The sequence below is a fragment of the Paracoccus sp. ME4 genome, from assembly GCF_046736325.1.
Lineage (GTDB): Bacteria > Pseudomonadota > Alphaproteobacteria > Rhodobacterales > Rhodobacteraceae > Paracoccus.
In genome coordinates this window covers 2,824,598-2,851,223 of record NZ_CP151276.1, presented here as the reverse complement: position 1 = coordinate 2,851,223, position 26,626 = coordinate 2,824,598, and the positions used below count along the sequence as shown (strand labels likewise).

At 68.1% G+C, this 26,626-nt stretch carries 23 protein-coding genes; 18 read left to right on the top strand and 5 right to left on the bottom strand.

The features are described from left to right. Positions 1-89 precede the first annotated feature (89 nt). The 3 genes from rpsO to pnp all read left to right on the top strand — a co-directional run bounded on the left by rpsO (position 90) and on the right by pnp (position 3,495). Positions 90-359: a 30S ribosomal protein S15 gene (rpsO, locus tag AACG61_RS14545; protein ID WP_303343488.1), complete on the top strand. Its 270-nt coding sequence runs from the start codon at positions 90-92 to the stop codon at positions 357-359. Positions 360-657: 298 nt separating this feature from the next. Then, positions 658-1,149: a hypothetical protein gene (locus tag AACG61_RS14540; RefSeq protein WP_411837816.1), complete on the top strand. Its 492-nt coding sequence runs from the start codon at positions 658-660 to the stop codon at positions 1,147-1,149. Positions 1,150-1,353: 204 nt separating this feature from the next. Then, on the top strand, positions 1,354-3,495 hold the full coding sequence (gene pnp / locus AACG61_RS14535; RefSeq protein WP_411837815.1) for a polyribonucleotide nucleotidyltransferase: 2,142 nt from the start codon (positions 1,354-1,356) through the stop codon (positions 3,493-3,495). A gap of 50 nt (positions 3,496-3,545) precedes the next feature. On the opposite strand, the gene AACG61_RS14530 is transcribed toward pnp, so the two are convergent. Next, a complete protein-coding gene (locus tag AACG61_RS14530; RefSeq protein ID WP_411837814.1) occupies positions 3,546-4,451 on the bottom strand; it encodes a glycosyltransferase family 8 protein in 906 nt (301 codons plus the stop codon). An 89-nt stretch (positions 4,452-4,540) separates the two neighbouring features. On the opposite strand from AACG61_RS14530, the gene AACG61_RS14525 reads away from it, so the two are divergent. Together AACG61_RS14525 and AACG61_RS14520 are read left to right on the top strand one after the other, a co-directional pair. After that, a complete protein-coding gene (locus tag AACG61_RS14525; protein WP_411837813.1) occupies positions 4,541-5,335 on the top strand; it encodes a hypothetical protein in 795 nt (264 codons plus the stop codon). Next, complete coding sequence (locus tag AACG61_RS14520; RefSeq protein WP_411837812.1) at positions 5,332-6,150, top strand: glycosyltransferase family 2 protein; 819 nt, start codon at positions 5,332-5,334, stop codon at positions 6,148-6,150. Before AACG61_RS14525 ends, AACG61_RS14520 begins: the two co-directional genes overlap by 4 nt. Here AACG61_RS14520 and AACG61_RS14515 read toward each other — a convergent pair whose 3' ends face one another. Continuing rightward, positions 6,151-6,807, bottom strand: coding sequence for a peroxiredoxin (locus AACG61_RS14515; RefSeq protein ID WP_411837811.1), 657 nt, complete (start codon positions 6,805-6,807; stop codon positions 6,151-6,153). A gap of 133 nt (positions 6,808-6,940) precedes the next feature. Here AACG61_RS14515 and AACG61_RS14510 point away from each other — a divergent pair, with 133 nt between their 5' ends. Beyond that, positions 6,941-8,392, top strand: coding sequence for an aldehyde dehydrogenase family protein (locus AACG61_RS14510; protein WP_411837810.1), 1,452 nt, complete (start codon positions 6,941-6,943; stop codon positions 8,390-8,392). A 234-nt stretch (positions 8,393-8,626) separates the two neighbouring features. Here the strand turns inward: AACG61_RS14510 and AACG61_RS14505 are convergent, their stop codons facing one another. Together AACG61_RS14505 and AACG61_RS14500 are read right to left on the bottom strand one after the other, a co-directional pair. Further along, positions 8,627-9,328 (bottom strand): response regulator transcription factor, encoded by a 702-nt coding sequence (locus AACG61_RS14505; protein WP_411837809.1) that lies wholly within the window; start codon positions 9,326-9,328, stop codon positions 8,627-8,629. Beyond that, positions 9,325-11,211 carry a PAS-domain containing protein gene (locus tag AACG61_RS14500; RefSeq protein ID WP_411837808.1) on the bottom strand — a complete coding sequence of 629 codons (1,887 nt, stop codon included), beginning with the start codon at positions 11,209-11,211 and terminating at the stop codon, positions 9,325-9,327. The genes AACG61_RS14505 and AACG61_RS14500 overlap by 4 nt, the downstream gene beginning before the upstream one ends. A gap of 173 nt (positions 11,212-11,384) precedes the next feature. Between AACG61_RS14500 and AACG61_RS14495 the strand changes: the two genes are divergently transcribed. The 12 genes from AACG61_RS14495 (at position 11,385) to AACG61_RS14440 (ending at position 25,628) form a co-directional block, all read left to right on the top strand. Beyond that, the gene (locus AACG61_RS14495; protein ID WP_411837807.1) at positions 11,385-13,361 is read left to right on the top strand and encodes an AMP-binding protein; all 1,977 of its coding nucleotides are present in this window, start codon (positions 11,385-11,387) and stop codon (positions 13,359-13,361) included. Continuing rightward, the gene (locus tag AACG61_RS14490; protein ID WP_411837806.1) at positions 13,358-14,179 is read left to right on the top strand and encodes an ABC transporter ATP-binding protein; all 822 of its coding nucleotides are present in this window, start codon (positions 13,358-13,360) and stop codon (positions 14,177-14,179) included. The genes AACG61_RS14495 and AACG61_RS14490 overlap by 4 nt, the downstream gene beginning before the upstream one ends. Before the next feature lie 33 nt (positions 14,180-14,212). Continuing rightward, complete coding sequence (locus tag AACG61_RS14485) at positions 14,213-15,196, top strand: branched-chain amino acid ABC transporter permease (RefSeq protein ID WP_411837805.1); 984 nt, start codon at positions 14,213-14,215, stop codon at positions 15,194-15,196. Positions 15,197-15,277: 81 nt separating this feature from the next. Continuing rightward, positions 15,278-16,354 carry a branched-chain amino acid ABC transporter permease gene (locus AACG61_RS14480; RefSeq protein WP_411837804.1) on the top strand — a complete coding sequence of 359 codons (1,077 nt, stop codon included), beginning with the start codon at positions 15,278-15,280 and terminating at the stop codon, positions 16,352-16,354. Positions 16,355-16,401: 47 nt separating this feature from the next. Further along, complete coding sequence (locus tag AACG61_RS14475) at positions 16,402-17,682, top strand: ABC transporter substrate-binding protein (protein ID WP_411837803.1); 1,281 nt, start codon at positions 16,402-16,404, stop codon at positions 17,680-17,682. Between the two features lie 55 nt (positions 17,683-17,737). Beyond that, the gene (locus tag AACG61_RS14470) at positions 17,738-18,559 is read left to right on the top strand and encodes an ABC transporter ATP-binding protein (RefSeq protein WP_045980988.1); all 822 of its coding nucleotides are present in this window, start codon (positions 17,738-17,740) and stop codon (positions 18,557-18,559) included. A 10-nt stretch (positions 18,560-18,569) separates the two neighbouring features. Then, entirely contained in the window at positions 18,570-19,784 is a 1,215-nt protein-coding gene (locus tag AACG61_RS14465; RefSeq protein ID WP_411837802.1) for a phenylacetate--CoA ligase family protein, read from the top strand. A 78-nt stretch (positions 19,785-19,862) separates the two neighbouring features. Next, positions 19,863-20,639, top strand: a complete 777-nt coding sequence (locus AACG61_RS14460) for a flagellar motor protein MotB (RefSeq protein WP_411837801.1) — start codon at positions 19,863-19,865, stop codon at positions 20,637-20,639. A 76-nt stretch (positions 20,640-20,715) separates the two neighbouring features. Next, on the top strand, positions 20,716-22,029 hold the full coding sequence (locus tag AACG61_RS14455; RefSeq protein ID WP_411837800.1) for a flagellar hook protein FlgE: 1,314 nt from the start codon (positions 20,716-20,718) through the stop codon (positions 22,027-22,029). A 37-nt stretch (positions 22,030-22,066) separates the two neighbouring features. After that, positions 22,067-23,512 (top strand): flagellar hook-associated protein FlgK, encoded by a 1,446-nt coding sequence (gene flgK / locus AACG61_RS14450; RefSeq protein WP_411837799.1) that lies wholly within the window; start codon positions 22,067-22,069, stop codon positions 23,510-23,512. Positions 23,513-23,514: 2 nt separating this feature from the next. Further along, the gene (locus AACG61_RS14445; RefSeq protein WP_411837798.1) at positions 23,515-24,528 is read left to right on the top strand and encodes a hypothetical protein; all 1,014 of its coding nucleotides are present in this window, start codon (positions 23,515-23,517) and stop codon (positions 24,526-24,528) included. 41 nt (positions 24,529-24,569) lie between these two features. Next, positions 24,570-25,628, top strand: coding sequence for a flagellar basal body P-ring protein FlgI (locus AACG61_RS14440; protein ID WP_411839536.1), 1,059 nt, complete (start codon positions 24,570-24,572; stop codon positions 25,626-25,628). 9 nt (positions 25,629-25,637) lie between these two features. Here the strand turns inward: AACG61_RS14440 and AACG61_RS14435 are convergent, their stop codons facing one another. Further along, a complete protein-coding gene (locus tag AACG61_RS14435) occupies positions 25,638-26,558 on the bottom strand; it encodes a glycosyltransferase (protein ID WP_411837797.1) in 921 nt (306 codons plus the stop codon). Positions 26,559-26,626: the final 68 nt, after the last annotated feature.

Here is a 26,626-nt window from a genome sequence, read left to right as displayed (position 1 = left end):
CCGGGCATCCGGCCCGGGCGGTGTTCCATGGACCTTGCTGGACGACATCCCGGCCTGCGCCCTCACCCCTGTTCCGAAAGGAGATCCCGATGTCGATCACCGTTGAAGAAAAAGCCCGCGTCATCAAGGAATTCGGCACCAAGGAAGGCGATACCGGTTCGCCCGAGGTGCAGGTCGCGATCCTCTCGTCGCGCATCGCCACGCTGACCGAGCACTTCAAGTCGCACAAGAAGGACAACCACTCGCGTCGTGGTCTTCTGATGATGGTCGCGCAGCGCCGCAAGCTGCTGGACTACCTGAAGAAGAAGGAAGAGGCGCGCTACACCGCGCTGATCGCCAAGCTGGGCCTGCGTCGCTAAGACCGCCGCCCTGGAACGTCCTGACGCCCGCGACCCTGTCGCGGGCGTCTTGCGTTGCGGGGCAGGGCTGTCCTTTCGTGCAGGTTGCCGGGGGGCGGGGCGGCGGCCCGGTGCCACGCCGTGATCGGCGGGGCGAAAGAATCAAAGTCGAATCAATATGCTGCCAGGAGTGCCCGGTCCGGCCGGCATCCGCCGGGCTTCGACGCCCTGCGGGAATCGCTAAAACTTTCAGGACCGTCTTCTGGATCGCTTGGTGAATGAAACGTTAACAGCCTGCCATCACAGCAGGAGAGTCGATATGTTGATCAGTGCCCTTACCAGCGGCTGGCGCGGGAACGCCGCACCGGCCGCCGGCAGCGCCCCGCCGAAGCAGCCGCAGGAGACCGCGCCCGCCCCGCAGATCCAGCCCGTGCCCGCCGAGGAGCGGGCCGTTCCGGTCCAGCCCGATCCGACCCCGCAGGCCGAGGCGGGCTACGACCCCGACACGATGGCCCGTGCCGCCGCCGGACGTTCGGACACGGCGAAGCCTGCCGCTCCCCGGACAACGCCGACCGCTGCCGAGGCACCCATCACGTTGCGGCCGGTGGTCGAGACCATCGTCATCGTCGATGGGCCGCGCCCTGACGAGGAGGCGCAGGCGCGCGATTTCGCCGAGGCGCAGCTGCGCCGCGACCGCCTTCTGGACCTTGCCAGGACGGGCTACGGCGCACTGCCCGACCTGTTCCGTCCGGCGCAGACCGAGGCGGCGGTTCCGCCGGTCTCGGAGCGTCGCGCGCCCACCGCCGCCTGATCGACCGCCCCGCCGAGGCATGGCCCGGCGGGCTTCGGCGCATCCGTCGCCGCCCTTTCCAAATCGGGCGATTTCCTGTATGTCCCCGTCATCTGCGACGTGAGGCCCGGCCCCGGGGCACATGCAAAGGATAGGGGCGGCGGCAATGGGGTCGCCATATGACATGGGTGGCCGGAGGGCCGGTGCACCCCTTGAGGACATCAGATGTTTGACGAAGTGAAGAAATCGATCCAGTGGGGCCAGGAAACCCTGACGCTGGAAACGGGCAAGGTTGCCCGTCAGGCCGACGGCAGCGTCATCGCCACCCTTGGCGAGACCAGCGTCATGGCCAACGTCACCTTCGCGAAGGCGCCGAAGCCCGGACAGGACTTCTTTCCGCTGACGGTGCATTACCAGGAAAAATACTATGCCGCCGGCAAGGTCCCGGGCGGCTTCTTCAAGCGCGAGGCGCGCCCGTCGGAAAAGGAGACGCTGACCGCGCGCCTGATCGACCGGCCGATCCGCCCGCTGTTCGCCCCCGGCTTCAAGCATGAAGTGCTGGTGATGTGCACCGTGCTGTCGCACGACCTGGTCAACGATCCCGACATCGTCGCGATGATCGCCGCCAGCGCCGCGCTGACCATCTCGGGCGTGCCATTCATGGGTCCGATCGCGGGTGCGCGCGTCGGCTTCGCCAATGGCGAATACGTGCTGAACCCCGAGGTCCAGGACATGGACCAGCTGCGCAACAACCCCGAGCAGCGTCTGGACCTGGTCATCGCCGGCACCGCCGACGCGGTGATGATGGTCGAATCGGAAGCCTACGAGCTGACCGAGGAGGAGATGCTGGGCGCCGTCAAGTTCGGCCATGACGCGATCAAGCCGGTGATCGACCTGATCATCGACCTGGCCGAGGAAGCCGCCAAGGAGCCCTTCGACTTCCAGTCGCCGGATTACAGCGCGCTCTACAACCGCGTGAAGACGCTGGGCGAGGCCGACATGCGCGCCGCCTACGCCATCCGCGACAAGTCCGAGCGTCAGGACGCCATCGCCGCCGCCAAGGACAAGGTGAAGGCCGGTCTGACCGAGGACGAGCTGGCCGATGCCAACCTGGGTTCGGCGCTGAAGAAGCTGGAATCGGGCATCCTGCGCGGTGACATCATCAGCGGCGGCGCCCGAATCGACGGCCGCGACACCAAGACCGTCCGCCCGATCGTCAGCGAAGTCGGCATCCTGCCGCGCACGCACGGATCGTCGCTGTTCACCCGCGGCGAGACGCAGGCGCTGGTCGTGACCACACTGGGCACCGGCGATGATGAACAGATCATCGACGCGCTGCACGGCAATTCGCGCTCGAACTTCCTGCTGCATTACAACTTCCCGCCCTATTCGGTCGGCGAAGTGGGTCGCGTGGGCAGCCCCGGCCGCCGCGAGATTGGTCATGGCAAGCTGGCCTGGCGCGCGCTGCAGGCGGTTCTGCCCGCGGCGACGGACTTCCCCTACACCATCCGCGTCGTGTCCGAGATCACCGAATCGAACGGTTCGTCCTCGATGGCGTCGGTCTGCGGCGGGTCGCTGTCGATGATGGATGCGGGCGTGCCGCTCAAGGCGCCGGTCGCCGGCGTCGCGATGGGCCTGATCCTGGAGGACGATGGCCGCTTCGCGGTGCTGACCGACATCCTGGGCGATGAGGATCACCTGGGCGACATGGACTTCAAGGTGGCGGGGACCGAGAACGGGATCACGTCGCTGCAGATGGACATCAAGGTCGCGGGCATCACGCCCGAGATCATGGAGCAGGCCCTGGCCCAGGCCAAGGACGGCCGTCTGCACATCCTGCGCGAGATGGGCAGCGCCCTGACCGAAGGCCGTCGCGAGTTCAGCGCCCACGCGCCGCGCATCGAGACGATGCAGATCCCGACCGACAAGATCCGCGAAGTGATCGGTTCGGGCGGCAAGGTCATCCGCGAGATCGTCGAGGTCTCGGGTGCCAAGGTCGACATCAACGATGACGGCATCATCAAGATCGCCTCGGCCAATGCCGATTCGATCAAGAAGGCCTATGACATGATCTATTCGATCGTGGCCGAGCCCGAGGAGGGCAAGGTCTATGTCGGCAAGGTCGTGAAGCTGGTCGATTTCGGCGCCTTCGTGAACTTCTTCGGCAAGCGCGACGGGCTGGTCCATGTCAGCCAGATCGCCAACCGCCGTCTGGGTCACCCCAACGAGATCCTGAAGGAGGGCCAGGAGGTCCGCGTCAAGCTGCTGGGCTTCGACGATCGCGGCAAAGTCCGTCTGGGCATGAAGATGGTCGACCAGGAGACCGGAGCCGAGATCGACGAGAAGGCCGAAGAGGCCAACGCCTGATCGCTGCGTCAGCTCGCCATGGAAAGGGGCGCCCCGCGGGCGCCCCTTTTTCATGACGGCAGAAGGTCCGGGAAGGACCGGGCGAACCGGGCCAGCCTGCGCCGATAGTGCCATGTCGCGCGGCCCCGGCTTGACCACAGGTCATGACGCGCCTTGCGCCACGGTTTGTGGGGCCCGTGATAATGGATGATCGCGGACGGCCGGGGCATCGCGCCGAAATCGGTCACCCCCAGCCTTGACAGAAGGCGCAGATGGCGCCGCCTGCGACCCCAGGACAGGTTCCAGCCGATATCCAGCTGCAGCACATGGCCGGCGAATAGCGCATTCAGGTGGTCCTGGTCGCCATGGGAATGGGCCGATGCGCGGGCGACATCCTCCACCGCGGCCAGCAGATCGGGGTCGCTGCGGATGACGTCGCAGTTGAACATCATGATGCCCGCGTTGAAGTAGTCGGCCGATGGCGTCCCGCCCATCAGGCCGGCCACCTCGGGCAGGCGTGCGCCCCTTTCGTCGGGCGCGACGCCGTCATCGGCCAGCCAGTGGATCAGCGTGTAGTCCCGGATCACCGCTGCGTAATGCCGGCCCAGGTCGAGGTCGAACAGCGGGCCGACATCCCCGGTCACCAGCGTGTCGCCGTCGATGTACAGGACCGGGCCGCTGAGATGACGGGGAATGAACAGGCGGCCCATCGTCGCCGCCGAGATGTAGTCCTTGGGGCCATGGGCGTCCTTCATCGCCTCATCGTCGAGATCGCGGCGATGCAGGACGACGGCAGGGTTCACGGCCGCGACCCTCCGGACCGCGTCCCAGTCCCGCGCGGACAGGCCGTGGCCCCAGACATGCAGTTCGGCCTGCCCCCGGATCGTGTCGAGCAGGCTCCAGATCGAGACGAGCGTCGGTTTCAGGAAACCGCCATCGGTCACGTAGACGATCTTCCGTGTGGTCTGCGTCGGCATCCGGTCCTCTTGCGCGGCTTGCCCTGTCATATCACAGCGCCATGGGGCATACAGTCCGGAACGACCGAGCGCCGAATCCGGGAGCCGCAATGACGGAAGAACCGCTTCTGATCCTGACGATGAAATGGGGCACGCTCTATTCCAGCGCCGACGTCAACCGGCTGGCGGCGCAGGTCAGGCGGCATCTGGACCGGCCGCACCGCTTCATCTGCTTCACCGACGACGCCGCGGAGCTCGACCCGCGCGTCGAGGCCATGGCCCTGCCCGAACTGGGCCTGCCCCCGGGGCATGGCGACACGCGCTGGCGCAAGCTGGCCTTGTTCCGGCGCGATCTGGGCGGTCCGGAGGCGGCCCTGTCGGGGACGGCGCTGTTTCTGGACATCGACCTGGTGGTGGTGGACGACCTGGGGCCCTTCTTCGACCTGCCGGGCGATTTCTTCATCATCCGCGATGACGACCTGTTTCGCGCCAAGCCCCTGCGCAAGGTGAACCCGGGCCGCGACCGCTTCCTGCACAGCGTGGGCAATTCCAGCGTGTTCCGCTATCAGGTGGGGGCGCATGGCTATGTGCTGGACGCCTATCTGGCCGATCCGGCGGCCGCGACGCGCGACTATGAGATCAGCCAGCAGTTCCAGTCGGCGCAGCTGGCCGCCCACGGGAACCTGCATTACTGGCCCAAGGGCTGGTGCGTCAGCTTCAAGAACGACTGCGTGCCGCGCAACCTGGCCAGCTATCTGCGCGACCCGTCCCTGCCCGAGGGGGCGAAGATCGTGCTGTTCGCGGGCGCGCCCAAGATGGAGGACGTCTTTGCCGGGCGCGGGCACAAGTGGTACCGCCGCATCGGCGATATCGGCTGGCTGCGCCGCGCGTGGGAAAACCCGTGATCTCCGACGCCTTCCGCCGGTTCAAGCAGCGCCGCCGCCAGGCCCGCGCCCTGGCCGAGATCGCCGCGCGCCCCGACCGTCCGGGGCTTCCGCACGGGCTGCCCGGCCCGCTGATCGTGTCGCTGACCAGCCATGCCGCGCGCTTTGCCACGCTGGCGCCGACACTGCGCGCGTTGACGCGGCAGACGGTGCAGCCCGACCGCGTGATCCTGTGGCTGGACGAGGGCGATCAGCATCGCCTGCCGCCGGAGGTCGCGGCGATGCCGGGGCTGGAGATCCGCATCTGCCCCGACTGGCGATCCTACAAGAAGATCGTGCCGACCCTGATGGCGCATCCCGAAGCTTTCATCGCGACGGCGGATGACGACCTGTATTACGCCGCCGACTGGCTGGAGCGGCTGGTGGCCGTCGTGGGGTCAGGCGTCGCCTGCCTGCGCGCGCATCGGGTGGTGATGGCGGGCGCGGGCCCCGCGGGATACGAGGACTGGACCCACAACATCGACGCGCCAGAGGTCGGGCCGCTGGTCTTTCCGACCGGCGTGTCGGGGGTGATCTATGCGCCGGGCGTGTTCCATGCGGATGTGACGCGGGATGATCTGTTCATGCGGTTGGCGCCGGGGGCGGATGACATCTGGCTTTATTGGATGCACCGGTTGGCCGGGTCGCGGCCCGCCAAGATCGGCGGACGCGCGCGCATCCTGGAATGGCAGGGCAGTCAGGCCGTCAGCCTGCGCGCCGTGAACCGGCCCGCGGCGGGGCAGGGCGGCAATGACCGGGCCATCGCCGCCCTGATGGAGCATTACGGCTGGCCGTGATCAGGCCGGGTCCTTGGCATAGCGCAGATAAGGCAGCTTGATGTCCAGGGGGCCGTATTTCGCCTCGGCCGCGGCATTGTCCAGCGACAGGGCCACGATCACGTCCTGGCCCGGCACCCAGTTGGCGGGGGTGGCGATGGGCACGCCGTCGGTCTTCTGCACCGCGTCCAGCGCGCGCAGGATCTCGGCGAAGTTGCGGCCCACGGACATGGGATAGGTCATGGTCAGGCGGACCTTCCTGTCCGGCCCGATGATGAACACGGTGCGCACGGTCGCGGAATGGGCGGGCGTGCGGCCTTCGGTGGGCAGATAGTATTCGGCCGGCAGCATGTCATAGGCCTTGGCCACGGTCAGGTCGCTGTCGTCGATGATGGCGAAATTCGCGGGGACGCCCGCGACCTTTCCGATGTCGGCCTTCCATTTCTGATGGTCGTCGACGCTGTCCACGGAGACGCCCAGCACCTTGGTGTGGCGCTTCTCGAATTCGGGAGCCAGTTGCGCCACGGCGCCGAATTCGGTGGTGCAGACCGGGGTGAAGTCGCGCGGATGGCTGAAGACGATGGCATAGCTGTCGCCGATCCACTCGTGGAAGCGGATCTGGCCTTCGGTCGAATTGGCGGTGAAGTCGGGGGCCGTGTCGTTGATGCGCAGGGACATGGGCGCTCCTTTCCGGTTCGGTTGCGTCGCCCCTCTAGATAAGCCCTGCCGCGGGGAATGCCAGTGGCCCGCCACCCTTGCGGAGCCCGGCGCGGGGTGACAGGCTTTGCGCATGATGCATGAGGAGTGCAAGATGTCCCAGATTCTGGATCAGCGGAAATTCTACATCGACGGTGCCTGGGTCGAGCCCGCCAAGGCACGCGACCTGGAGGTGATCGACCCTTCGACCGAGGATGCGGTCGCGGTGATCTCGATCGGCGATCAGGCGGATACCGATGCCGCGGTGGCGGCGGCCAAGCGCGCCTTCCCGGCCTGGGCCGCGACGCCGCCCGCCGAGCGCCTGGCCGTGGTCGAGCGGATCCTGGCGGTCTACGAGCGGCGCATGCCCGACATCGCCCGCGCGATCAGCCTGGAGATGGGCGCGCCGCAGGACATGGCGCTGGCCGATCAGGCCGAGGCCGGGGCCTGGCACACGCGCAACTTCATCACCGCGTTCAAGGAATTCCAGTTCGTGCGTCCCCTTGGCGCGCATGCGCCGAACAGCATGGTCGCGTGGGAGCCGGTGGGCGTGGTGGGGCTGATCACGCCTTGGAACTGGCCGATGAACCAGGTGACGCTGAAGGTGATCCCGGCGCTGCTGGCGGGGGATACCTGCGTGCTGAAGCCCTCCGAGATCGCGCCGCTGTCGTCGATGGTCTTTGCCGAGGTGCTGCATGAGGCGGGCGTGACCGCGGGCGTCTTCAACCTGGTGAACGGCGACGGGGCGGGGGTCGGCAGCCAGCTGTCGGTGCATCCGGATGTCGAGATGATCAGCTTCACCGGCTCGACCCGCGCTGGCATCGCGATCAGCAAGGCCGCGGCCGACAGCCTGAAGAAGGTCGTGCTGGAGCTGGGCGGCAAGGGCGCCAACATCGTCTTTGCCGATGCCGACGAGAAGGCCGTGGTGCGCGGCGCGCGGCACTGCTTCTACAACAGCGGGCAGTCCTGCAACGCCCCGACGCGGATGCTGGTCGAGCGGTCGGTCTATGACCGCGCGGTCGAGGTCGCGGCGAAGGTGGCCGAGGAGACCGCCGTGGCGAGCGCCCATCAGCCGGGCAAGCATATCGGCCCGGTCGTCAGCCGCCAGCAATGGGACAAGATCCAGGCCCTGATCCAGGCGGGCATCGACGAGGGTGCGCGCCTGGTCGCGGGCGGGCCGGGCCTGCCCGAGGGGGTGAACCGTGGCTATTTCGTGCGGCCGACGGTCTTTGCGGATGTGTCGAACGACATGACCGTGGCGCAGCAGGAGATCTTTGGCCCGGTTCTGTCGATCATCCCCTTCGACAGCGAGGAGGAGGCCGTCGCCATCGCCAATGACACGCCCTATGGCCTGACGAACTATGTCCAGAGCCAGGACGGCGCGCGCCGTAACCGCGTGGCGCGGCAGCTGCGGGCGGGCATGGTCGAGATGAACGGCGAATCGCGCGGGGCCGGATCGGCCTTCGGCGGGGTCAAGAAATCCGGTCGCGCGCGCGAAGGCGGCGTGATGGGGCTGGAGGAGTTCATGGACAGCAAGGCCATCAGCGGATGGGACCGCGACGCCTGACCGTCCAGCCAGCTGCGTCCCGCGACGCGCCGGGGGGACTTCTCGTCCCCCCGGACCCCCCTGCGGGGATGCCCTACGGACCGGGTCGCGATGCGCAAGCCATGCGACATCGCGGCCCCGTCCATGGCCGGGAGACTGCGGGGGCATGGCCCCCGCGCGAAAGCCGGCCCCCTCGATGGGGGCCGGCTTTCGCCGTCACCGCCCGGCAGAACAACCGGCGAGCCGCTGCGGACCTCAGCCGATCTCGGCCAGAAAGATGTAGCCCGCGCCATAGATCGTCTTGATCAGCCGCGGGTTCTTCGGATCCTCGCCCAGCTTGGTGCGCAATCGAGAGATGCGGACGTCCATCGCCCGATCGAAGCTGTCGCCCGCCGCCCCGCCCAGGGCCTCCAGCATCTGCGCCCGGGTGATAAGGCGGCGCGGGTTGTCGGTGAACATCCGCAGGACCTCGGCCTCGGCATGGCTCAGGGGCGTCTCCACACCGTCCGGCGCGGTCAGCAGATAGCGGTCGAAATCGGCCGTCCAGCCCGCGAAGCGCAGCGTCTGCGGGCGCGTCGCCGCGCCTTGGGCCGGGCGGCGCAACCGGGCGCGGATGCGGGCTACGACCTCGGCCGGCTCGAAGGGCTTGGTGATGTAATCGTCGGCCCCCAGCTCCAGCCCGGTCACCCGGTCCTGCACCTGCGCGCGCCCCGAGACGATGATGATCGCCGCGCCCGAATCGGATGCCAGCCGGTGGACCAGCGCCAGCCCGTCCCGGTCCGGCAGGCCCAGGTCGATCAGACAGGCGTCGGGCGTGATGCGGCGCAGCGCGGCCTCGAACTCGGTTGCGCGGCCGAAGCTCTGCGTGCGAAAGCCCGCCTGCTCCAGTGCGGCCGACAGGATGCGGCGGATCTGAGGCTCGTCGTCCAGGATCGCGATCAGGGGGGCGTCGGTCATGGCATCTCCTTGGCCGGCACGGCGAGCGCCGCCGCCAGGCGCTGTGGCGTCACGGGTTTGCTCAGCACCGGGCCGGGCGCGCGCGCGCGCAGCGGATCGCCCGGCGGCAGCGAGGTCATCAGCACCAGCGGCACCCCGCCCGCCAGGTCCAGCCCCAGCCCGTCGCCCAGCTGGATGTCCGACAGGATCACCTCCAGCCCCGGCAGGTCGGTCAGGGCGCGGGCCTCGGTCAGCGACGCGGCCTCGATCACCGCATGGCCCAGACCGGTCAGCTGGTCGCGGACCTGGGCGCGGATCTGGTCGTCATCCTCGACCAGCAGAACCATCCGCCGCGCCACGGGCCGCCACGGCAGGCGCAGCATCACCTGCGCGCCGCGCGGCCCGTTTGACAGGCGCATCGTGCCCCCGACCATCTTGGTCTGGTCATAGACCATCGACAGGCCCAGCCCCGATCCCTGACCCTTCTTGGTGGTGAAGAACGGCTCGGTCGCGCGCGCCAGCGCCTCCGGTGTGAAGCCCGGGCCGGTATCGCCCACCGTCAGCTCCAACCAGTCGCCGCTGCGCCGCGCCTTCAGCGTGATGACGCCGGGCGGGGTGATCGCGGCATTGGCGTTCAGGACCAGGTTCAGAAGCGAATCCTGCAGCGCGCCGGGGTCCAGCAGCAGCTGGCCCGGCGGCAGGGCCACGGCCAGGTCCAGCCGGGTGCCCTCGGACAGCGACGGGCGCGCCAGCACCGCCAGATCGGAGAGCAGCGCGCCCAGATCGGTGGGCTCCAGCGCGGGTTCGCGCGCGCCGGTGATCTGCGCCAGCCGGTCCAGAAGCGAGGCCCCGCGCCGGGCGGCGGCCAGCGTCGCCTGCACGTCCTCGGCCGCGTCAGGCGCAAGGTCCCGGGCGGCCAGCCGCGCCTGCAGCCCCAGGATGATCGTCAGGAGGTTGCCGAAATCATGCGCCATGCCGCGGGTCAGCTGGGCGGCCAGGTTGCGCCGCGCGGCATGGGCCAAGGCCTCGCGCGACTGCACCTCGGCGCTGACATCGGTCGAGAGGATATAGACCCCCTGGCCGTCGCGATCCGGCGTCAGCGCGATGCGGATGCGCCGCCCCGAGGTCGGATGCGTGATCTCGAAGACCTGCGGATCGCCGGCCAGGGCGCGCTCCATATAGGGGCGCAGGGTGCGCGCCGTGGCGGCGCCCAAGGCCTCGTCCAGCGTCAGGCCGACGATGTTGCCCGCGGCGCCGGGAAAGACCACCGGCAGCCGCCGGTTCGAGAAGGTATAGCGGAACCGCGAATCCATATGCGCGATATGGGCGGGGACCATCTCGGTCACCTGGCGGGTGCGCGCCTCGGTCCGGGTCAGGATGCGCTGCGCCTCCGACAGGGCGGCGTTCGTCGCGGCCAGCTTGCGGTTCGCCGCCGCCAGCCGTTCGGCGTTCAGCAGCACCTGTTCGGACAGCGCGTCCGAGCGCGCGCGCAGGAGCCGCTCCTGGCGCTTGATGTCGGTGATGTCGGTATAGACCGTGACCCAGCCCCCCTGGGTCAGCGGCGCGCCCTCGACCGCGACCCACCGGCCGTCGGCGCGTTCGCGTTCGAAATAGTGCGGCTGGAACGTGCGCGCCTGCGCCACCCGCAGGGCGACGGCCGATTCGGGGTCCGTCACCCGGCCGTATTCGCCGCGCTGCGCAAGAAAGCGGATCGTGTCCTCGAACGAGGTGCCGGGACGGGTCAGCGCGTCGGGCAGATCGAACATGGCTTGATACTGCCGGTTGGCCACCGCCAGCCGCAGGTCGGCGTCGAAGATCGACAGGGCCTGACCGATCAGGTTCAGGCCCGACAGGGTCAGGTCGTCGCGGATCGCATCCGGTGTGGGCCGGGCGGTCTGGGTCATGGGCTCTCCTCCGCGTTGAGCGTTAGCACCCCGCGGCCCGTGGCGGAAGCGGTGTAACATTTCGTAGGAATCGGGCAAAACTGGCGCAAGGTTTGGCGTCAAAGCTGCCCAAGTCGCGACAGCACGGGGAGGTGCCGCGCGGCCGGGTGCAGCCGCGCCTTGAGGGAGGACAGATGACCGTTCAGACAACGCCCCCGGGCGATCCGCAATCCGTGCCCGCGCTGCTGGCGCGCAACGTCGCCCGCTTCGGCGACCGCCCCGCCTATCGCGAGAAGGAATACGGGATCTGGCAGAGCTGGACCTGGGCCCAGGCCGCCGAGGAGATCCGCGCCCTGGCCCTGGGCCTGATGGCGCAGGGGCTGAAGCCGGGCGATCACATGGCGATCATCGGGCGCAACCGGCCGCATCACTACTGGGGCATGATCGCCGCGCAGATGTGCGGCGCGGTGCCGGTGCCGCTCTATCAGGATGCGGTCGCGACCGAGATGGCCTATGTGCTGGACCATTGCGGCGCGCGCTTCGTGCTGTGCGGCGATCAGGAGCAGGTGGACAAGGTCCTTGAGGTCGAGCAGACCACCGGGGCCAGCGCCCGCATCATCTATACCGATGCGCGGGGCCTCAGGAAATACGACCATGCCAACATGGCGTCGCTGGCCGATGTGCAGGCCCAGGGGCGTGCGCAGGCGGGGGCCCTGGGCGCGCGGCTGGATGCGATCGTGGCGGGGCTGGATTACGACAGCACCTGCGTGATGCTCTACACCAGCGGCACCACGGGCAAGCCCAAGGGCGTCGTGCTGTCCAACCGCAACATCATCGAGACCGCCCGCAACACCGCCGATTTCGACAAGCTGACCGAGGTCGAGGAGATCGTGGCATATCTGCCGATGGCCTGGGTGGGCGACTTCATCTTCTCGATGGGGCAGGCGATGTGGTCGGGCTTCACCGTGAACTGCCCCGAGGGGGCGCACACGATGATGACCGACATGCGCGAGATCGGGCCGACCTATTTCTTCGCGCCCCCGCGCGTGTTCGAGGGGCAGCTGACCTCAGTCATGATCCGCATGGAGGATGCCGGCCGCCTGAAGCGCTGGCTGTTCAAGCGCGGCATGGCGGTCGCGCATCGCGCGGGCCCGTCGCTCCTGGACGGCAAGACCGTGTCCTTCGGCGACCGGATCACCTATGCGCTGGGCAAGATCTTCGTCTTCGGGCCGCTGAAGAACACGCTGGGCCTCAGCCGCGTGCGCGTGGGCTATACCGCCGGAGAGGCGATCGGCCCCGAAATCTTCGATTTCTACCGCAGCCTGGGCATCAACCTGAAGCAGCTCTACGGCCAGACCGAAGCAAGCGTCTTCATCACCCAGCAGCCCGACGGGCAGGTGCGCTCGGACACGGTGGGCGTGCCCAGCCCCGGCGTCGAGGTCCGCATCGGCGAGAACGGCGAGGTCTATTACCGCAGCCCCGGCACCTTCGTCGAATATTACAAGAACGCCGACAGCACCGCATCGACCAAGGACCCGGAAGGCTGGGTCGCCACGGGCGATGCGGGCTTCTTCGAGGAGGCGACCGGCCATCTGCGCATCATCGACCGCGCCAAGGACGTGGGCCGCATGGCCGACGGGTCGATGTTCGCCCCCAAATATGTCGAGAACAAGCTGAAGTTCTATCCCAACATCCTGGAGGCCGTGGTCATCGGCAACGGGCGCGACTTCTGCACCGCGATGATCAACATCGACCTGACCGCGGTCGGCAACTGGGCGGAACGCAACAACATCGCCTATGGCAGCTATCAGGAGTTGGCCGGCCACCCGCAGGTCTATGAGACCATCCGCGGCCATGTCGAGGCGGTGAACGAATCCGTCGCGCAGGACCCGATGCTGTCGGGCTGCCAGGTCCACCGCTTCCTGGTGCTGCACAAGGAGCTGGACCCCGACGACGGAGAGATGACCCGCACCCGCAAGGTCCGCCGCGCCGTCATCACCGAGAAGTTCCACGACCTGGTCACCGCGCTCTATGACGGATCGTCCAGCGTCCATACCCGGACCGAGGTCACCTACGAGGACGGCCGCAAGGGCGCCATCAGCGCGACCCTGCGCATCGAGGATGCCCGCGTCTTTGGCGACGCGGCCCGGCAGAAGGCAGCGGCGGAATGAACGCGATGAACCAGGACGGATACGTGACCGCCGACGGCCGCCAGATCGGCCCCGTGGTGATGGAGCTGAAGAACATCACCCTGCGGTTCGGCGGCGTGGTCGCCATCAAGGACATCAGCTTCGACATCCGCCAGGGAGAGATCCGCGCGATCATCGGCCCGAACGGTGCGGGCAAGTCGTCGATGCTGAACATCATCTCGGGCTTCTACAACCCGCAGGAGGGGCAGGTCATCTTCAAGGGCCAGCCGCGCCCGGCGATGCGCCCCTATCAGGTCGCGCGCCTGGGCATCGCCCGCACCTTCCAGAACATCGCGCTGTTCGACGGCATGTCGGTCCTGGACAACATCATGACCGGGCGCCTGAACAAGATGAAGGCGGGCTTCCTGTCCCAGGCCCTGTGGTGGGGCCCGGCCGAGCGCGAGGAGAACAAGAACCGCGCCGTGGTCGAACGCATCATCGACTTCCTGGAGATCCAGAACATCCGTAAGACGCCCGTCGGTCGTCTGCCCTACGGCCTGAAGAAGCGGGTCGAGCTGGCCCGCGCGCTGGCGGCCGAACCGAACCTGCTGCTTCTGGACGAGCCGATGGCCGGCATGAACGTCGAGGAGAAGGAGGACATGTCCCGCTTCATCCTGTCCGTGAACGACGAGTTCGGCACCACGATCTGCCTGATCGAGCACGACATGGGCGTGGTCATGGACCTCAGCGACCGCGTGGTCGTGATGGATTACGGCAAGAAGATCGGCGACGGCACGCCCGCCGAGGTGCGCGGCAATCAGGCGGTGATCGACGCCTATCTGGGGGTGGCCCATGACTGATCCGATTCGTGCAGAAGTGAAAGGACGCGCCCCATGGACCAGCTGATCTTCGCCGCCGAGGTCGTGCTGAACGGCCTGATGACCGGCGTCATGTATGCGCTGGTGGCGCTCGGCTTCGTGCTGATCTTCAAGGCGTCGGGGGTGTTCAACTATGCCCAGGGGGTGCTGGCGCTGTTCGCCGCGCTGACGCTGGTGGGCATCCAGAACGGCCAGGTGCCCTTCGCGCATCTGATCAACGCGGCCCTGGGCACGCAGCTGCACCATTTCGGCTGGACGGTGCCCGCGGTCCTGGCCGTGGCCCTGACCGCGCTGGTCATGGTGCTGCTGGCCTTCCTGATCGAGAAGCTGGTCCTGCAGCATCTGGTCGGGCAGGAGCCGATCATCCTCTTCATGGCGACCATCGGGCTCGCCTATTTCCTGGAGGGCCTGGGCGACGTGATGTGGGGCGCCGACATCAAGGCGCTGGACGTGGGCCTGCCGCAGGGCATCTCGGACGGGGTCGAGGCGCTGACCGCGGAATGGTTCGGCTACGGCTTCTTCATCGACCGGCTGGACATCTGGGCGACCGTGATCGCGGCCATCCTGGTCGCCTGCCTGGTGGCCTTCGCGCAATACACCAAGCAGGGCCGCGCCATGCGCGCCGTGGCCGACGACCATCAGGCGGCCATGTCGGTGGGCATCAGCCTGCGCTTCATCTGGGTGATGGTCTGGTCGATCGCGGGCTTCGTGGCGCTGGTCGCGGGCATCATGTGGGGCACGAAATCGGGGGTGCAGTTCAGCCTGTCGCTGATCGCGCTCAAGGCGCTGCCGGTGCTGATGCTGGGCGGCTTCACCTCGATCCCCGGCGCCATTGTGGGCGGGCTGATCATCGGCGTGGGCGAGAAGCTGTTCGAATTCGCCATCGGTCCGATGGTCGGCGGCGCGACCGAGAACTGGTTCGCCTATGTCCTGGCGCTCCTCTTCCTGGTGTTCCGACCCCAGGGCCTGTTCGGCGAACGCATCATCGAGCGGGTGTGAGCATGCCCCGTCTTCTTCAGAAAAATATCCCGGGGGTGGGGGGCCGGCCCCCCCGACGACCGCAGCACAGGGAACGACCGCATGATCTATCGCGAGGCAGGCGACTTCAAGACCAGCTACCGGGATGACAGCCAGACCTTCCCGATCCGGCTGGACCGTTGGGGCTACTACGCGATCCTGGCGCTGGCCTTCGGGATCATTCCCTTCGTCATCAACGACTACTGGGCCAATGCGGTGCTGGTGCCGTTCCTGATCTATGCGATCGCGGCCCTGGGGCTGAACATCCTGACCGGCTATGCGGGTCAGGTCAGCCTGGGGACCGGCGGTTTCATGGCGGTGGGGGCCTATGCGGTCTACAAGCTGATGACGGCCTTTCCCGATGTCAGCATCGTCATCCACATCCTGCTGGCCGGCGGCATCACCGCCGGGGTGGGCGTCCTCTTCGGCCTGCCCAGCCTGCGGATCAAGGGCTTCTATCTGGCCGTCGCCACGCTGGCCGCGCAGTTCTTCCTGGTGTGGCTGTTCAACAAGGTGCCGTGGTTCTACAACTACTCGGCCTCGGGGCAGATCACCGCGCCGACGCGCACCGTGTTCGACCAGGCCGTGACCGGCCCCGCCGCCAGCGCGCCCGCGAAATACCTGATCTGCCTCGTCTTCGCCTTCGCGCTGGCCTGGCTTGCCCGCAACCTCACGCGGGGGAGCATCGGGCGCAAGTGGATGGCGATCCGCGACATGGACATCGCGGCAGAGATCATCGGCGTGAACCCGCTGCGCGCGAAACTGTCGGCCTTCGCGGTCAGCAGCTTCTTCGTCGGCATCGCGGGCGCGCTTCTGTTCTCGGTCTATCTGGGCGCGGCCGAGGTCGGCGAGGCCTTCGGCATCAACAAGAGCTTCCTCGTGCTGTTCATGATCATCATCGGCGGCCTGGGCAGCATCTTCGGCAGCTTCGCCGGCGCGGCCTTCCTGGTGCTGCTGCCCGTCCTGCTCAAGAACTTCCTGGTCGGCAACATGGGCTGGCCCACCGACCTGGCCGCGCATATCGAGCTGATGATCGTCGGCGCGCTGATCGTGACCTTCCTCATCGTCGAGCCGCACGGCCTGGCGCGCCTGTGGCGCCTGGCCAAGGACAAGCTGCGCCTGTGGCCGTTCCCGCATTAACGTCAAGACCGGGCAACCGGCATCGCATCTCTGGGAGGAGACCCGCAATGAGACTGACCCTGACCGCCCTGGCCACCACGCTGATGGTCGCAAGCCCCGCCCTGGCCGACCTGATCGTGCCGAACATGTCCTATCGGACCGGCCCCTATGCCGCGAACGGCATCCCCTATGCCGACGGCTTCGCCGACTATTTCACGCTGCTGAACGAACGCGATGGCGGCATCGGCGGCCAGATCATCCAGGTCCCGGAATGCGAGACCGCCTACAACACCGAGAAGGGGGTCGAGTGCTATGAATCGCTGCGCAGCCAGAACCCCCTGGTGCTGAACCCGCTGTCGACCGGCATCACCTATCAGCTGATCCCGCGGATCACCGAGGACGGCATCCCGCTTTATACGCCGGGCTACGGGCGCACCTCGGCCAAGGACGGCACGGTCTTCGAATGGGTGTTCAACGCGCCCGCGAACTACTGGGACGGCGCCTCCGTCGCGGTCAAGCACATCCTGGATCAGGAGGGGGGCGATCTGGCCGGCAAGAAGATCGCGCTGGTCTATCACAACTCCGCCTATGGCAAGGAGCCGATCCGCACGCTGGAGGAGCTGGCCGAGAAGCACGGCTTCGAGCTGAGCCTGCTGCCGGTCGATGCACCCGGCCAGGAGCAGAAGTCGCAGTGGCTGCAGATCCGCCGCGACCGGCCCGATTACGTGATCATGTATGCCTGGGGCGTGATGAACCAGGTCGCCATCCAGGAGGCCGTGAACATCCGCTTCCCGATGGACAAGTTCATCGGCATCTGGTGGTCGGGCTCCGAGAACGACGTGCGCGCGGCGGGGGCCGGGGCCGAGGGCTACAAGGCGCTGACCTTCCACGGCGTGGGCCGCGACTATCCGCTGTACGAGGACCTGCAGACGCATGTCTATGACAAGGGTCTGGCGGCCGGTGCGGGCGATCAGGCGGGCAGCGTGCTCTATTCGCGCGGCGCCTATGCGGCGCTGGTGATCGCCGAGGCCATCGCCAAGGCGCAGGAGCTGGCCGGCACCGCCGAGATCACGCCCGCGCAGATGCGCGACGGCTTCGAGGCGCTGGACATCACCGCCGAGCGCATGGCCGAGCTGGGCCTGCCCGATTTCGGCGCGCCCATCGCGCTGTCCTGCGACAACCACGGCGGCGACGGCCTGGCCCGCGTGCAGCAGTGGAACGCCGCCGAGGGGACGTGGTCGCTGATCACCGACTTCATCGAGCCGGATGCCGAGATTTTGGACCCGCTGATCAAGGAAGACAGCGCCGCCTATGCCGCCGAGGCGGGCCTGACCGCGCGCTGCAACTGATCCACGACCGGCGGCGGTGACCCCGCCGCCGGTTCCGCATCCAAGGGGACAGCCCATGTTCGATACCCGCACCCAAGAGACGCTGCTGGACGTCAACAACATCGAGGTGATCTACAATCACGTCATCCTGGTCCTGAAGGGCGTCAGCCTGACGGTGCCCAAGGGCGGCATCACCGCGCTGCTGGGCGGCAACGGGGCGGGCAAGACGACGACGCTGAAGGCGATCTCGAACCTGCTGGCCAGCGAGCGGGGCGAGGTGACCAAGGGGTCGATCACCTATCAGGGCGACGACATCACCGCGCTGGACCCTGCCGCCCTGGTGCGGCGCGGCGTCATCCAGGTGATGGAGGGCCGCCACTGCTTTGAGCACCTGACGGTGGAGGAGAACCTGCTGACCGGCGCCTATACCCGCCGCGACGGGTCGGCCGCCATCAAGCGCGATCTGGAGATGGTCTACGACTATTTCCCGCGCCTGCGCGAGCGGCGGAAAAGCCAGGCCGGATACACCTCGGGCGGCGAACAGCAGATGACCGCGATGGGGCGCGCGCTGATGTCGCGCCCGCAGATGATCCTCTTGGACGAGCCGTCGATGGGCCTGGCCCCGCAGCTGGTCGAGCAGATCTTCCAGATCGTCAAGGCCGTGAACGAGGGCGAGGGCGTCACCTTCCTTCTGGCCGAGCAGAACACAAACGTCGCGCTGCGCTATGCCCATCAGGGCTACATCCTGGAGAACGGGCGCGTCGTGATGGAGGGTCCGGCCGCGCAGCTGCGCGAGAACCCGGACGTCAAGGAATTCTACCTGGGCATGTCGGACGAGGGGCGCAAGTCCTTCCGCGAGGTGCGCAGCTATCGCCGGCGCAAGCGCTGGCTGGCCTGAGGGGGTCATCATGGGATATTACGACGATCTGGAAACGCGCGACGAGGGTCAGCGCGCCGAGGCGCTGGCCCAGGCCCTGCCGCTGGCGCTGAGCCGCGCCAAGCTGGCCCCCGCGATGGCGCGCCTTCTGCGCGACGTGGAGCCCGAGGCGGTGACCGACCGCGCCGCGCTGGCCCGCCTGCCGGTGATCCGCAAGGCCGAGTTGTCCGAGGCGCAGCGCCGGCAGCCCCCCTTCGGCGGCTACACCACCCGCCCCGCCGCGCAGTTCGACCACATCTTCCAGAGCCCCGGCCCGATCTATGAACCCGGTCGCCGCGAGGGCGACTGGTGGCGGCTTGGCCGCTTCCTGCATGCCGCGGGCGTGGGGCAGGGCGACATCGTCCAGAACTGCTTCGGCTATCACCTGACGCCTGCCGGGATGATGTTCGAATCGGGCGCGCGGGCCGTCGATGCGGCGGTCCTGCCCGCGGGCACCGGGCAGACCGAGCTGCAGGTGCGCGCGGCCGTCGACATCGGCACGACCTGCTATGCCGGCACGCCCGATTTCCTCAAGGTGATCCTGGACCGCGCCGACGAGATGGGCGAGGTGCTGTCCTTCACCAAGGCCGTGGTGGGCGGCGGCGCGCTGTTTCCGTCGCTGCGCCAGATGTATGCCGACCGGGGGATCGTCACGCGGCAATGCTATGCCACCGCCGATCTGGGCAACATCGCCTATGAGAGCGAGTCGATGGAGGGGATGATCGTGGATGAGGGCGTGATCGTCGAGATCGTGCGCCCCGGCACCGGCGATCCGGTCCCCGAGGGCGAGGTCGGCGAGGTTCTGGTGACCACGCTGAACCCCGACTATCCGCTGGTGCGCTTTGCCACAGGTGACCTGTCGGCCGTGCTGACCGGCACCAGCCCTTGCGGTCGCACCAACATGCGCATCAAGGGGTGGATGGGGCGTGCCGATCAGACTACCAAGATCAAGGGCATGTTCGTGCGCCCCGAACAGGTCGCGGCGCTGGTCGCGCGCCATTCCGACGTGGCCCGCGCCCGCGTCATCGCCGATCGCGACGGAGAGATGGACGTGATGACCGTCCAGCTGGAGACCGCGTCGGGGGAGGGCGATTACGCGGCCTCGGTCATGGACACGCTGAAGCTGCGCGGTCGGGTCGAGCTGGTCGCGCCGGGCAGCCTGCCCAACGACGGCAAGGTCATCGAGGACCGCCGCCAGTATGAATAGGGCGCATTTGATCCGTTAACTTGCTTGTAACCCTTTGCCCGGCGACAACGGAATCCGACCGGAACAAAGGGTGACATCATGGCTGCGGGCAAGGGGCTGAACGGGCCGTCCATCATCATCAAGCGCGTCGAGGGCGGCGGCGACGGCGGCCATCACGGCGGCGCGTGGAAGGTCGCCTATGCGGATTTCGTGACCGCGATGATGGCCTTCTTCCTGCTGATGTGGCTGCTGAACGCCACCACCGAGGAGCAGAAGACCGGTCTGGCCGACTATTTCGCGCCGACGGTGATCCAGACCCCGTCCTCGACCACCAGCGGTGCCGGCGACGGCGCCGAGGAGGGCGTGCGCCACGCGGTCGAGGCACCGCTGCCCGACAGCGACAGCGCCGGTGATTTCGAGGAGGTCGCCCGCGCGGTCCAGGACAGCCTGACCGGCACGGGCGCCGAATCGGCACAGCTGACCAACCTGCTGGAGCATGTCGTCACCCGCATGACCGACGAGGGTCTGGTGATCGAGCTGGGCGACCTGACCGACGCGCCGCTGTTCGTCGAGGATACCGCCCAGCCCATGCCCGCCCTGACCGAACTTGCGGGAATCATCGCCCGGGTCGTGGGCCATGTGCGCAACGACGTGGCGATCGCCGGCCATGTGCGCGCCTATCCCGAGACGCTGGTCGAATCGCCGGTCTGGCCGCTGTCGGACGCGCGGGCGCACACGCTGCGCAACCTGCTGGAACAGCAGGGTTTCGACGACCGGCGCGTGCAGCGGGTCAGCGGCCACGCCGACCGCAGGAACCGCCAGGCCAATCCGATGGACCCGCTGAACAACCGGATCGAGCTGATTTTACTGAGATAGGCGTCCCGGTTAGCCTTATCTTAAGCGTTCACGGGCAGGGTGACGGACAAGACCGAAATCAGAAGGGTGTCTGTCCATGTCCATTTCCTCTGCGATGAATGCCGGCGTCTCCGGGCTGGCTGCGAATTCGTCCCGGCTCGGCACGATCTCGGACAATATCGCGAATGCCTCGACCTTCGGCTACAAGCGGGTGGAGACGGAATTCGCTTCGATGATCGTCGGGCAGGGGAGCGGCCTCTACACCGCGGGGGGCGTGCGCACATCGACGCAGCGGGTCGTGATGCAGGACGGCGCCATCGTGACCACCTCGCACCCGCTGGACCTGGCCATGACCGGTCGGGGCATGCTGCCGGTGACCACGCTGGCCGACGTGAACAGCGGTGAGGCGCCGCAGATGCTGATGACGCGGACCGGATCGTTCCGCCCCGACGCCAACGGCATCCTGCGCACGCAAAGCGGGCTTGTCCTGATGGGCTGGCCGACCGCTTCGGATGGGAGCCTGCCGCTGGTAGCGCGCGACACGCCCACCGCGCTGCGTCCGATCGTCATCGAATCGAACCGTCCGGTCGGCGATCCGACCACCCGGGTCGAGATCGGCGCCAACCTGCCCGCGACCGAGACGCTGTCCACCGCGGGCGGCACGCCCATCCCCGTCGGGGTCGAGTATTTCGGCAACCTCGGCACCTCCGAGCGGCTTGAGATGACCTTCACCCCGCAGGTGGACCCCGCCACGCCGGGCCTGTCCAACACCTGGGTCGTGAACATCACCGACACCGCCTCGGGCGGCGCCTCCATCGCCAGCTTCCGGGTCGAGTTCGACGCGAGCCAGGCGCAGGGCGGCAGCATCGCCTCGGTGACGCCGCTGACCGGCGCGGGCACCTATGATGCGGCCTCGGGGACCATCATGCTGGACGCCAACAACGGCGAGAGCGAAATCGAGCTGTTCGTCGGCGTGCCGGGCGGCACGACCGGCCTGAAACAGCTGGCTGCGCCCTTCTCCCCGTCCAACATCAGCCGCAACGGCTCGCCTGCAGGACAGCTGGTGTCGGTTGAGATCGACGAGGCGGGCCGCGTGAACGCGACCTATGACACGGGCTTCGTCAAGACACTCTATCAGATCCCGGTGGTGGACGTGTCGAACCCGAACGGCCTCGAGGCAGTCGAGGGGCAGGCCTACAAGCCGTCGCGCGAATCGGGCAGCTTCTTCCTGTGGGACGCGGGCTCGGGCCCGACCGGAGAGATCGCGGGATACTCGCGCGAGGCCTCGACCACGGACATCGCGCAGGAGCTGACCTATCTGATCACCACGCAGCGCGCCTATTCGTCGAATGCCAAGATCATCCAGACGGTCGACGAGATGCTGCAGGAAACCACCAACATCAAGCGCTGATCCGCCCCGCAAGGGGGTCGGGTGAAGGAGGCCGGACATGAGCATTGCCAAGGCGATATCGAACGCGATGTCGGGGCTGACCGCCACCGCGCGCGGAACCGAGACGGTGGCGTCGAACCTGGCCAACGTCATGACGCCGGGCTATGCGCGCCGCGAGATGGCCGTCACCGCCCAGCTGCAGGGCGGGGGCGTGCGCATCGACGGCATCACCCGGATCGTGAACGCCAGCCTGCTGTCCGAACAGCGGCTTGCGGCCTCGGCGGTGGGTGACATGTCGACCCAGGCCGCGTTCCACAAGCGGGCCGAGAAGGTTGTGGGCCTGCCTGGAGAGCCGCATGCCTTGACCACGGCGCTGACCGATTTCCAAGCCGCGCTAAGTGCGGCCTCCACCCGCCCCGACGACGAGATCCGCCTGTCCCAGGTCGTCAGCACGGCCGGCACGCTGGCCGATCGGCTGAACACGGCCTCGGCCGAGGTGCAGGCCATGCGCGGCGCCGCGCAGCAGGGCATCCGGTCCGACGTGGCCACGGTGAACGCCGCGTTGGAGCGGGTCGCCTTCCTCAATGTGCGCATCGCGGTCCTGGACGCGGACGGCAAGGATGCCACCCCGCTGATGGACGAGCGTCAGCAGATGATCGACCGCATCTCGGCCATCGTGCCGGTCCAGGAGGTCGCGCGCGAGGCCGGCAAGGTCGCGTTGTTCACCGCCGAAGGCGCGGTGCTGCTGGATGGCAGCGTTCCGGCCAGGCTGGGCTTCCAGGGCGGCGACCAGGTGACCGCCGATCAGGTCGTCGGCGCGCCGCTGGAGCGTCTGACGCTGAACGGTACCGCGCTGAGCGCAGGCCAGATGCGGCTTTTCGGCGGAGGGTCGCTGGCCGCGAACTTCGCGATCCGCGACGAGATGGCGCCGCGCCTGCAGTCCGAACTGGACGACATGGCATTCGATCTGCAACAGCGGCTGGCCGACCCGGCTGTCGATCCGACATTGAGCGCGACGGGTCCCGGCCTGTTCACCGATGCCGGCACCCGCGCCGATCCGGCCGCGCGCACCGGCCTGGCCGGGCGTCTTGCCCTCAACGCGGCGGTCGATCCCCGGCAGGGCGGGCAGCTGTGGCGTCTTCGCGCGGGCCTGCAGGCGCCGACGGATGGCCCCGTGGGGCAGGGTGCCGTGCTGTCGGCGCTGGTCGGGGCGATGGAGGCATCGCGTCCCGCAGGGGCCGGAACCGGCTTCGAGGGCAACGCGACGCTGGCGCAGCGCTTCGGCACCGTCGAATCGCGCGTCTCAGCCCGCCGCGTGGAGGCCGAGGCCGATCTGTCTATCCGCAGCAGCCGTCAGTCGACGATCTCGGGCAGCATGATGGCCGATGGCGTGGACAGCGATGCCGAGATGCAGCGCCTGTTGCAATACGAACAGTCCTATGCCGCCAACGCCCGCGTGCTGGTCGCCGTGGACGACATGATCAACCAGATCCTGAGGATGTAGCCGTGACCCTGAACAGTATCGGTGACCAAGCCCGCGCCTATGCGCTGCAGGTCGCCTCGAATCGGATCAAGACGACGATGGCGACCCTGACCCAGGAGGTCTCCTCGGGGCAGGTCGCCGATATCGGTCAGCGCGTGAACGGCAACACCCGCGCCCTGAGCGAGATCGAGAGCCGCATCCGCCTGACCGGCCAGATGCAGCAGAACGGCGCCGATGCCGCCATCCGGCTGCAGGCGGTCCAGGACATGTTCGAGGGCGTGCGCAGCACCACCGCCGACCTGGGCATGGCCCTGGGCATCAGCCCCTTCGCCGACGAGGCCCTGCTGAACACCCGCACCAAGGAGGCCGTCAGTGCCTTCACCAGCGTCATCCAGAAGTTCAACGGCACGAACAGCAACCGCCACATCCTGTCCGGCGACGCCAGCGACATCCGACCGATCTCCGAGCCTGGGGACATCCTGGACAGTCTGCAGGCGCTGACCGCCGGCATGACCACGGCGGATGACGTGGCGCAGGCCATCGCCGGATGGTTCGACGCGCCATCGGGGGGCGGAGGCTTCCTGGACGTCGCCTATCACGGGACCTTCGGGCCGCCGCAGCGCATCATGGTCGGCGAGGGGGTCGCGGTGGAGATGGAGACGACCGCCGCAAGTCCCGCGGTGCGCGACCTGCTCAAGGGTCTGGCGACGGCCGCGATCATCGACCGCGGGGCCTTGGCGGGCAGCCATTCCGAAAGGGCCGCGCTGCTGTCGATCGCGGGGCGGACGATGATCACCGCCGACGGCACCGTCCTGAACGAGATGGGCCGCGTCGGCCTGGATCAGCAGACCGTGCAGCGCGCGCAGGTGACCAACGGCGCCAGCCTGAACACGCTGGAGCGGGCACGGGGCGACATCCGCAGCGCGGACCCGTTCGAGACCGCCGCGGCGCTGAACGAAGTGCAGTCCCAGCTGGAATCGCTCTATGCGGTGACGGCCCGGTTGTCGAAACTCAAGCTGGTGGATTTCCTGCGGTGAAAACGGTTCTTCAGGCCATCGTGCTGTGGTTGGCCTTCAGCATGGCCGCCCTGGCGGTCCCGGTGCGGATCAAGGATCTGGCCGATTTCGACGGGGTGCGGGGCAACGACCTGGTCGGCTATGGCCTGGTCGTGGGCCTGGACGGATCGGGCGACGGCATGCGCAACGCCCCCTTCACCGAGGAGATGCTGGCCGGGCTGCTGGAGCGGTTGGGCGTGAACGTCACCGATGACGCGCTGCGCTCGAAGAACGTGGCGGCGGTGATCGTGACGGCGACGCTGCCGCCCTTCGCGCGGTCGGGCAGCCGGATCGACGTCAACGTGTCGGCCATAGGCGATGCCAAGAGCCTTCTGGGCGGCACTCTGGTCATGACGCCGCTGAAGGCGGCGGACGGCAACATCTATGCGGTGGCGCAGGGGTCGATCATCGCCGGAGGGGTCTCCGCCGAGGGAGACGCGGCCCGCGTGGTCGAGGGCGTTCCCACCACCGGCAGCATCCCCGTCGGCGCCCGGGTCGAGCGCGAGGTCGAGTTCGACTTTGCCGGCATCGACGACATCCGGATCGCGCTGCGCAACGCCGACTTCACCACCGCGACGCGGGTCGAGGATGCCATCAACCGCGACTTCAACCGCCAGCTGGCGGTGACCCTGGACAGTGGCACGGTGGTCGTGAATTTTCGCGGCCTGGGGGACGTGAATCCCGCGCGCGTCGTCGGCCGGATCGAGAACCTGATGATCGAGCCCGAGGATCGCGCCAAGGTCGTCATCGACCACAAGTCCGGAACGATCGTCGTCGGAGAGCGGGTGCGCATCTCGCGCGTGGCGGTGTCGCAGGGCAACCTGACCCTGCGCGTGGCGGAGGCGCCCCTGGTGTCGCAGCCAAACCCCTTCGCGGAGGGCGAGACCGTGACCGTGCCGCGCACCGCGGTCGACGTGGTCCAGGAGCCCGGGATCGGCTTTGTCGAAGTCGCCGGAGAGACGAACCTGTCGGACCTGGTGGACGGGCTGAACGCGCTCGGGGTGCGGCCCCGCGACATGATCGACATCCTCAAGTCGATCCATTCGGCGGGCGCGCTGCATGCCGACCTGATCGTGGAGTGACGATCAGTTTTACAGCCGGCCCGCCATGGCCGACAGATACAGCGCCGCCGTCCCGGCCCGCGTCTGCCGATAGAACCCGCCGCGTCGCAGCGCCATCACGGCCTGCGGCGCGCGCGCCGTCAGTGCGTCGCGCAGATGCGCCAGCGTGCGACGCGCGTCCGGCGTCAGATCCAGCGGCGCCAGGCTGTCGTGGTTCGCCCGCATCCAGTCGCCGAAATCCCCGGCCATCAGCTGGCGCAGGCGGGCGGCCAGGGCGGGCAGCGTGTCGTTGCGGCCGACCTCGGACCGGGCGTGCTGACGATAGAGGAGCGACGGTTCCGGGTCATGGATCAGCGTCGCGCCATGCCCGGCGGTGACCTGATAGGCCCACCAGTCATGCGACAGGATGCGGGCCCGGCGCGCATGGGGTGCGGCCCGCTGGAGCAGGCGAACCGCCTGCGGATCGAAGACCGAGGTGTTGCCCGCCATGCAGGCCTGGACCAGCGCATTGCGGAACGAAAGCGGCCGCAGGAAGCGGCGCGACGGCGTCAGCGGGGTCAGATGCGCATCCGTGATGATCGTGCGCGCCGCATAGTGGCCCGGCCCCGTCAGGTCCGCCAGGGCCGCGACCGCGCGCTGCAGCTTGGGTGGAAACCACAGGTCGTCCTGATCGCAGAAGGCGGCGAAGGCGCCCTCCGGGACCTGTTCCAGCAGCGAGAGGAAGTTCGCGGTCGCCCCCGCGCGGGGTCCCGGCACGATGCGCACCCGACCGCGGGGATGGGCCTCGGCGAAGCGCGCGAGGATGGCCGGGGTGGCGTCGGTCGATCCGTCATCCGAGGCGATCAGCGACCAGTCGGCATGGGTCTGCGCCGCCAGGCTGTCCAGCTGCTGCTGCAGATGGGCGGCGCCCTGATAGGTCGCAAGCAGGATCACCACATGATGCGACGGCATGGCGTCTCCGGGTCGCGGCACTGAACGGACAAGGGCCCGAAGCGGCTGCTTCGGGCCCCTGTCGTTCT

Coding starts and splice junctions, on each gene's coding strand:
- AACG61_RS14500 (WP_411837808.1), bottom strand. CDS start 11,211: ATGACCCAGACCGCCCGGCCCACACCGGATGCGATCCGCGACGACCTG.
- rpsO (WP_303343488.1), top strand. CDS start 90: ATGTCGATCACCGTTGAAGAAAAAGCCCGCGTCATCAAGGAATTCGGC.
- AACG61_RS14505 (WP_411837809.1), bottom strand. CDS start 9,328: ATGACCGACGCCCCCCTGATCGCGATCCTGGACGACGAGCCTCAGATC.
- AACG61_RS14525 (WP_411837813.1), top strand. CDS start 4,541: ATGACGGAAGAACCGCTTCTGATCCTGACGATGAAATGGGGCACGCTC.
- AACG61_RS14460 (WP_411837801.1), top strand. CDS start 19,863: ATGGCTGCGGGCAAGGGGCTGAACGGGCCGTCCATCATCATCAAGCGC.
- AACG61_RS14540 (WP_411837816.1), top strand. CDS start 658: ATGTTGATCAGTGCCCTTACCAGCGGCTGGCGCGGGAACGCCGCACCG.
- AACG61_RS14495 (WP_411837807.1), top strand. CDS start 11,385: ATGACCGTTCAGACAACGCCCCCGGGCGATCCGCAATCCGTGCCCGCG.
- AACG61_RS14490 (WP_411837806.1), top strand. CDS start 13,358: ATGAACGCGATGAACCAGGACGGATACGTGACCGCCGACGGCCGCCAG.
- AACG61_RS14465 (WP_411837802.1), top strand. CDS start 18,570: ATGGGATATTACGACGATCTGGAAACGCGCGACGAGGGTCAGCGCGCC.
- AACG61_RS14515 (WP_411837811.1), bottom strand. CDS start 6,807: ATGTCCCTGCGCATCAACGACACGGCCCCCGACTTCACCGCCAATTCG.
- AACG61_RS14510 (WP_411837810.1), top strand. CDS start 6,941: ATGTCCCAGATTCTGGATCAGCGGAAATTCTACATCGACGGTGCCTGG.
- AACG61_RS14440 (WP_411839536.1), top strand. CDS start 24,570: ATGGCCGCCCTGGCGGTCCCGGTGCGGATCAAGGATCTGGCCGATTTC.
- AACG61_RS14475 (WP_411837803.1), top strand. CDS start 16,402: ATGAGACTGACCCTGACCGCCCTGGCCACCACGCTGATGGTCGCAAGC.
- AACG61_RS14530 (WP_411837814.1), bottom strand. CDS start 4,451: ATGCCGACGCAGACCACACGGAAGATCGTCTACGTGACCGATGGCGGT.
- flgK (WP_411837799.1), top strand. CDS start 22,067: ATGAGCATTGCCAAGGCGATATCGAACGCGATGTCGGGGCTGACCGCC.
- AACG61_RS14485 (WP_411837805.1), top strand. CDS start 14,213: ATGGACCAGCTGATCTTCGCCGCCGAGGTCGTGCTGAACGGCCTGATG.
- AACG61_RS14455 (WP_411837800.1), top strand. CDS start 20,716: ATGTCCATTTCCTCTGCGATGAATGCCGGCGTCTCCGGGCTGGCTGCG.
- AACG61_RS14470 (WP_045980988.1), top strand. CDS start 17,738: ATGTTCGATACCCGCACCCAAGAGACGCTGCTGGACGTCAACAACATC.
- AACG61_RS14435 (WP_411837797.1), bottom strand. CDS start 26,558: ATGCCGTCGCATCATGTGGTGATCCTGCTTGCGACCTATCAGGGCGCC.
- pnp (WP_411837815.1), top strand. CDS start 1,354: ATGTTTGACGAAGTGAAGAAATCGATCCAGTGGGGCCAGGAAACCCTG.
- AACG61_RS14480 (WP_411837804.1), top strand. CDS start 15,278: ATGATCTATCGCGAGGCAGGCGACTTCAAGACCAGCTACCGGGATGAC.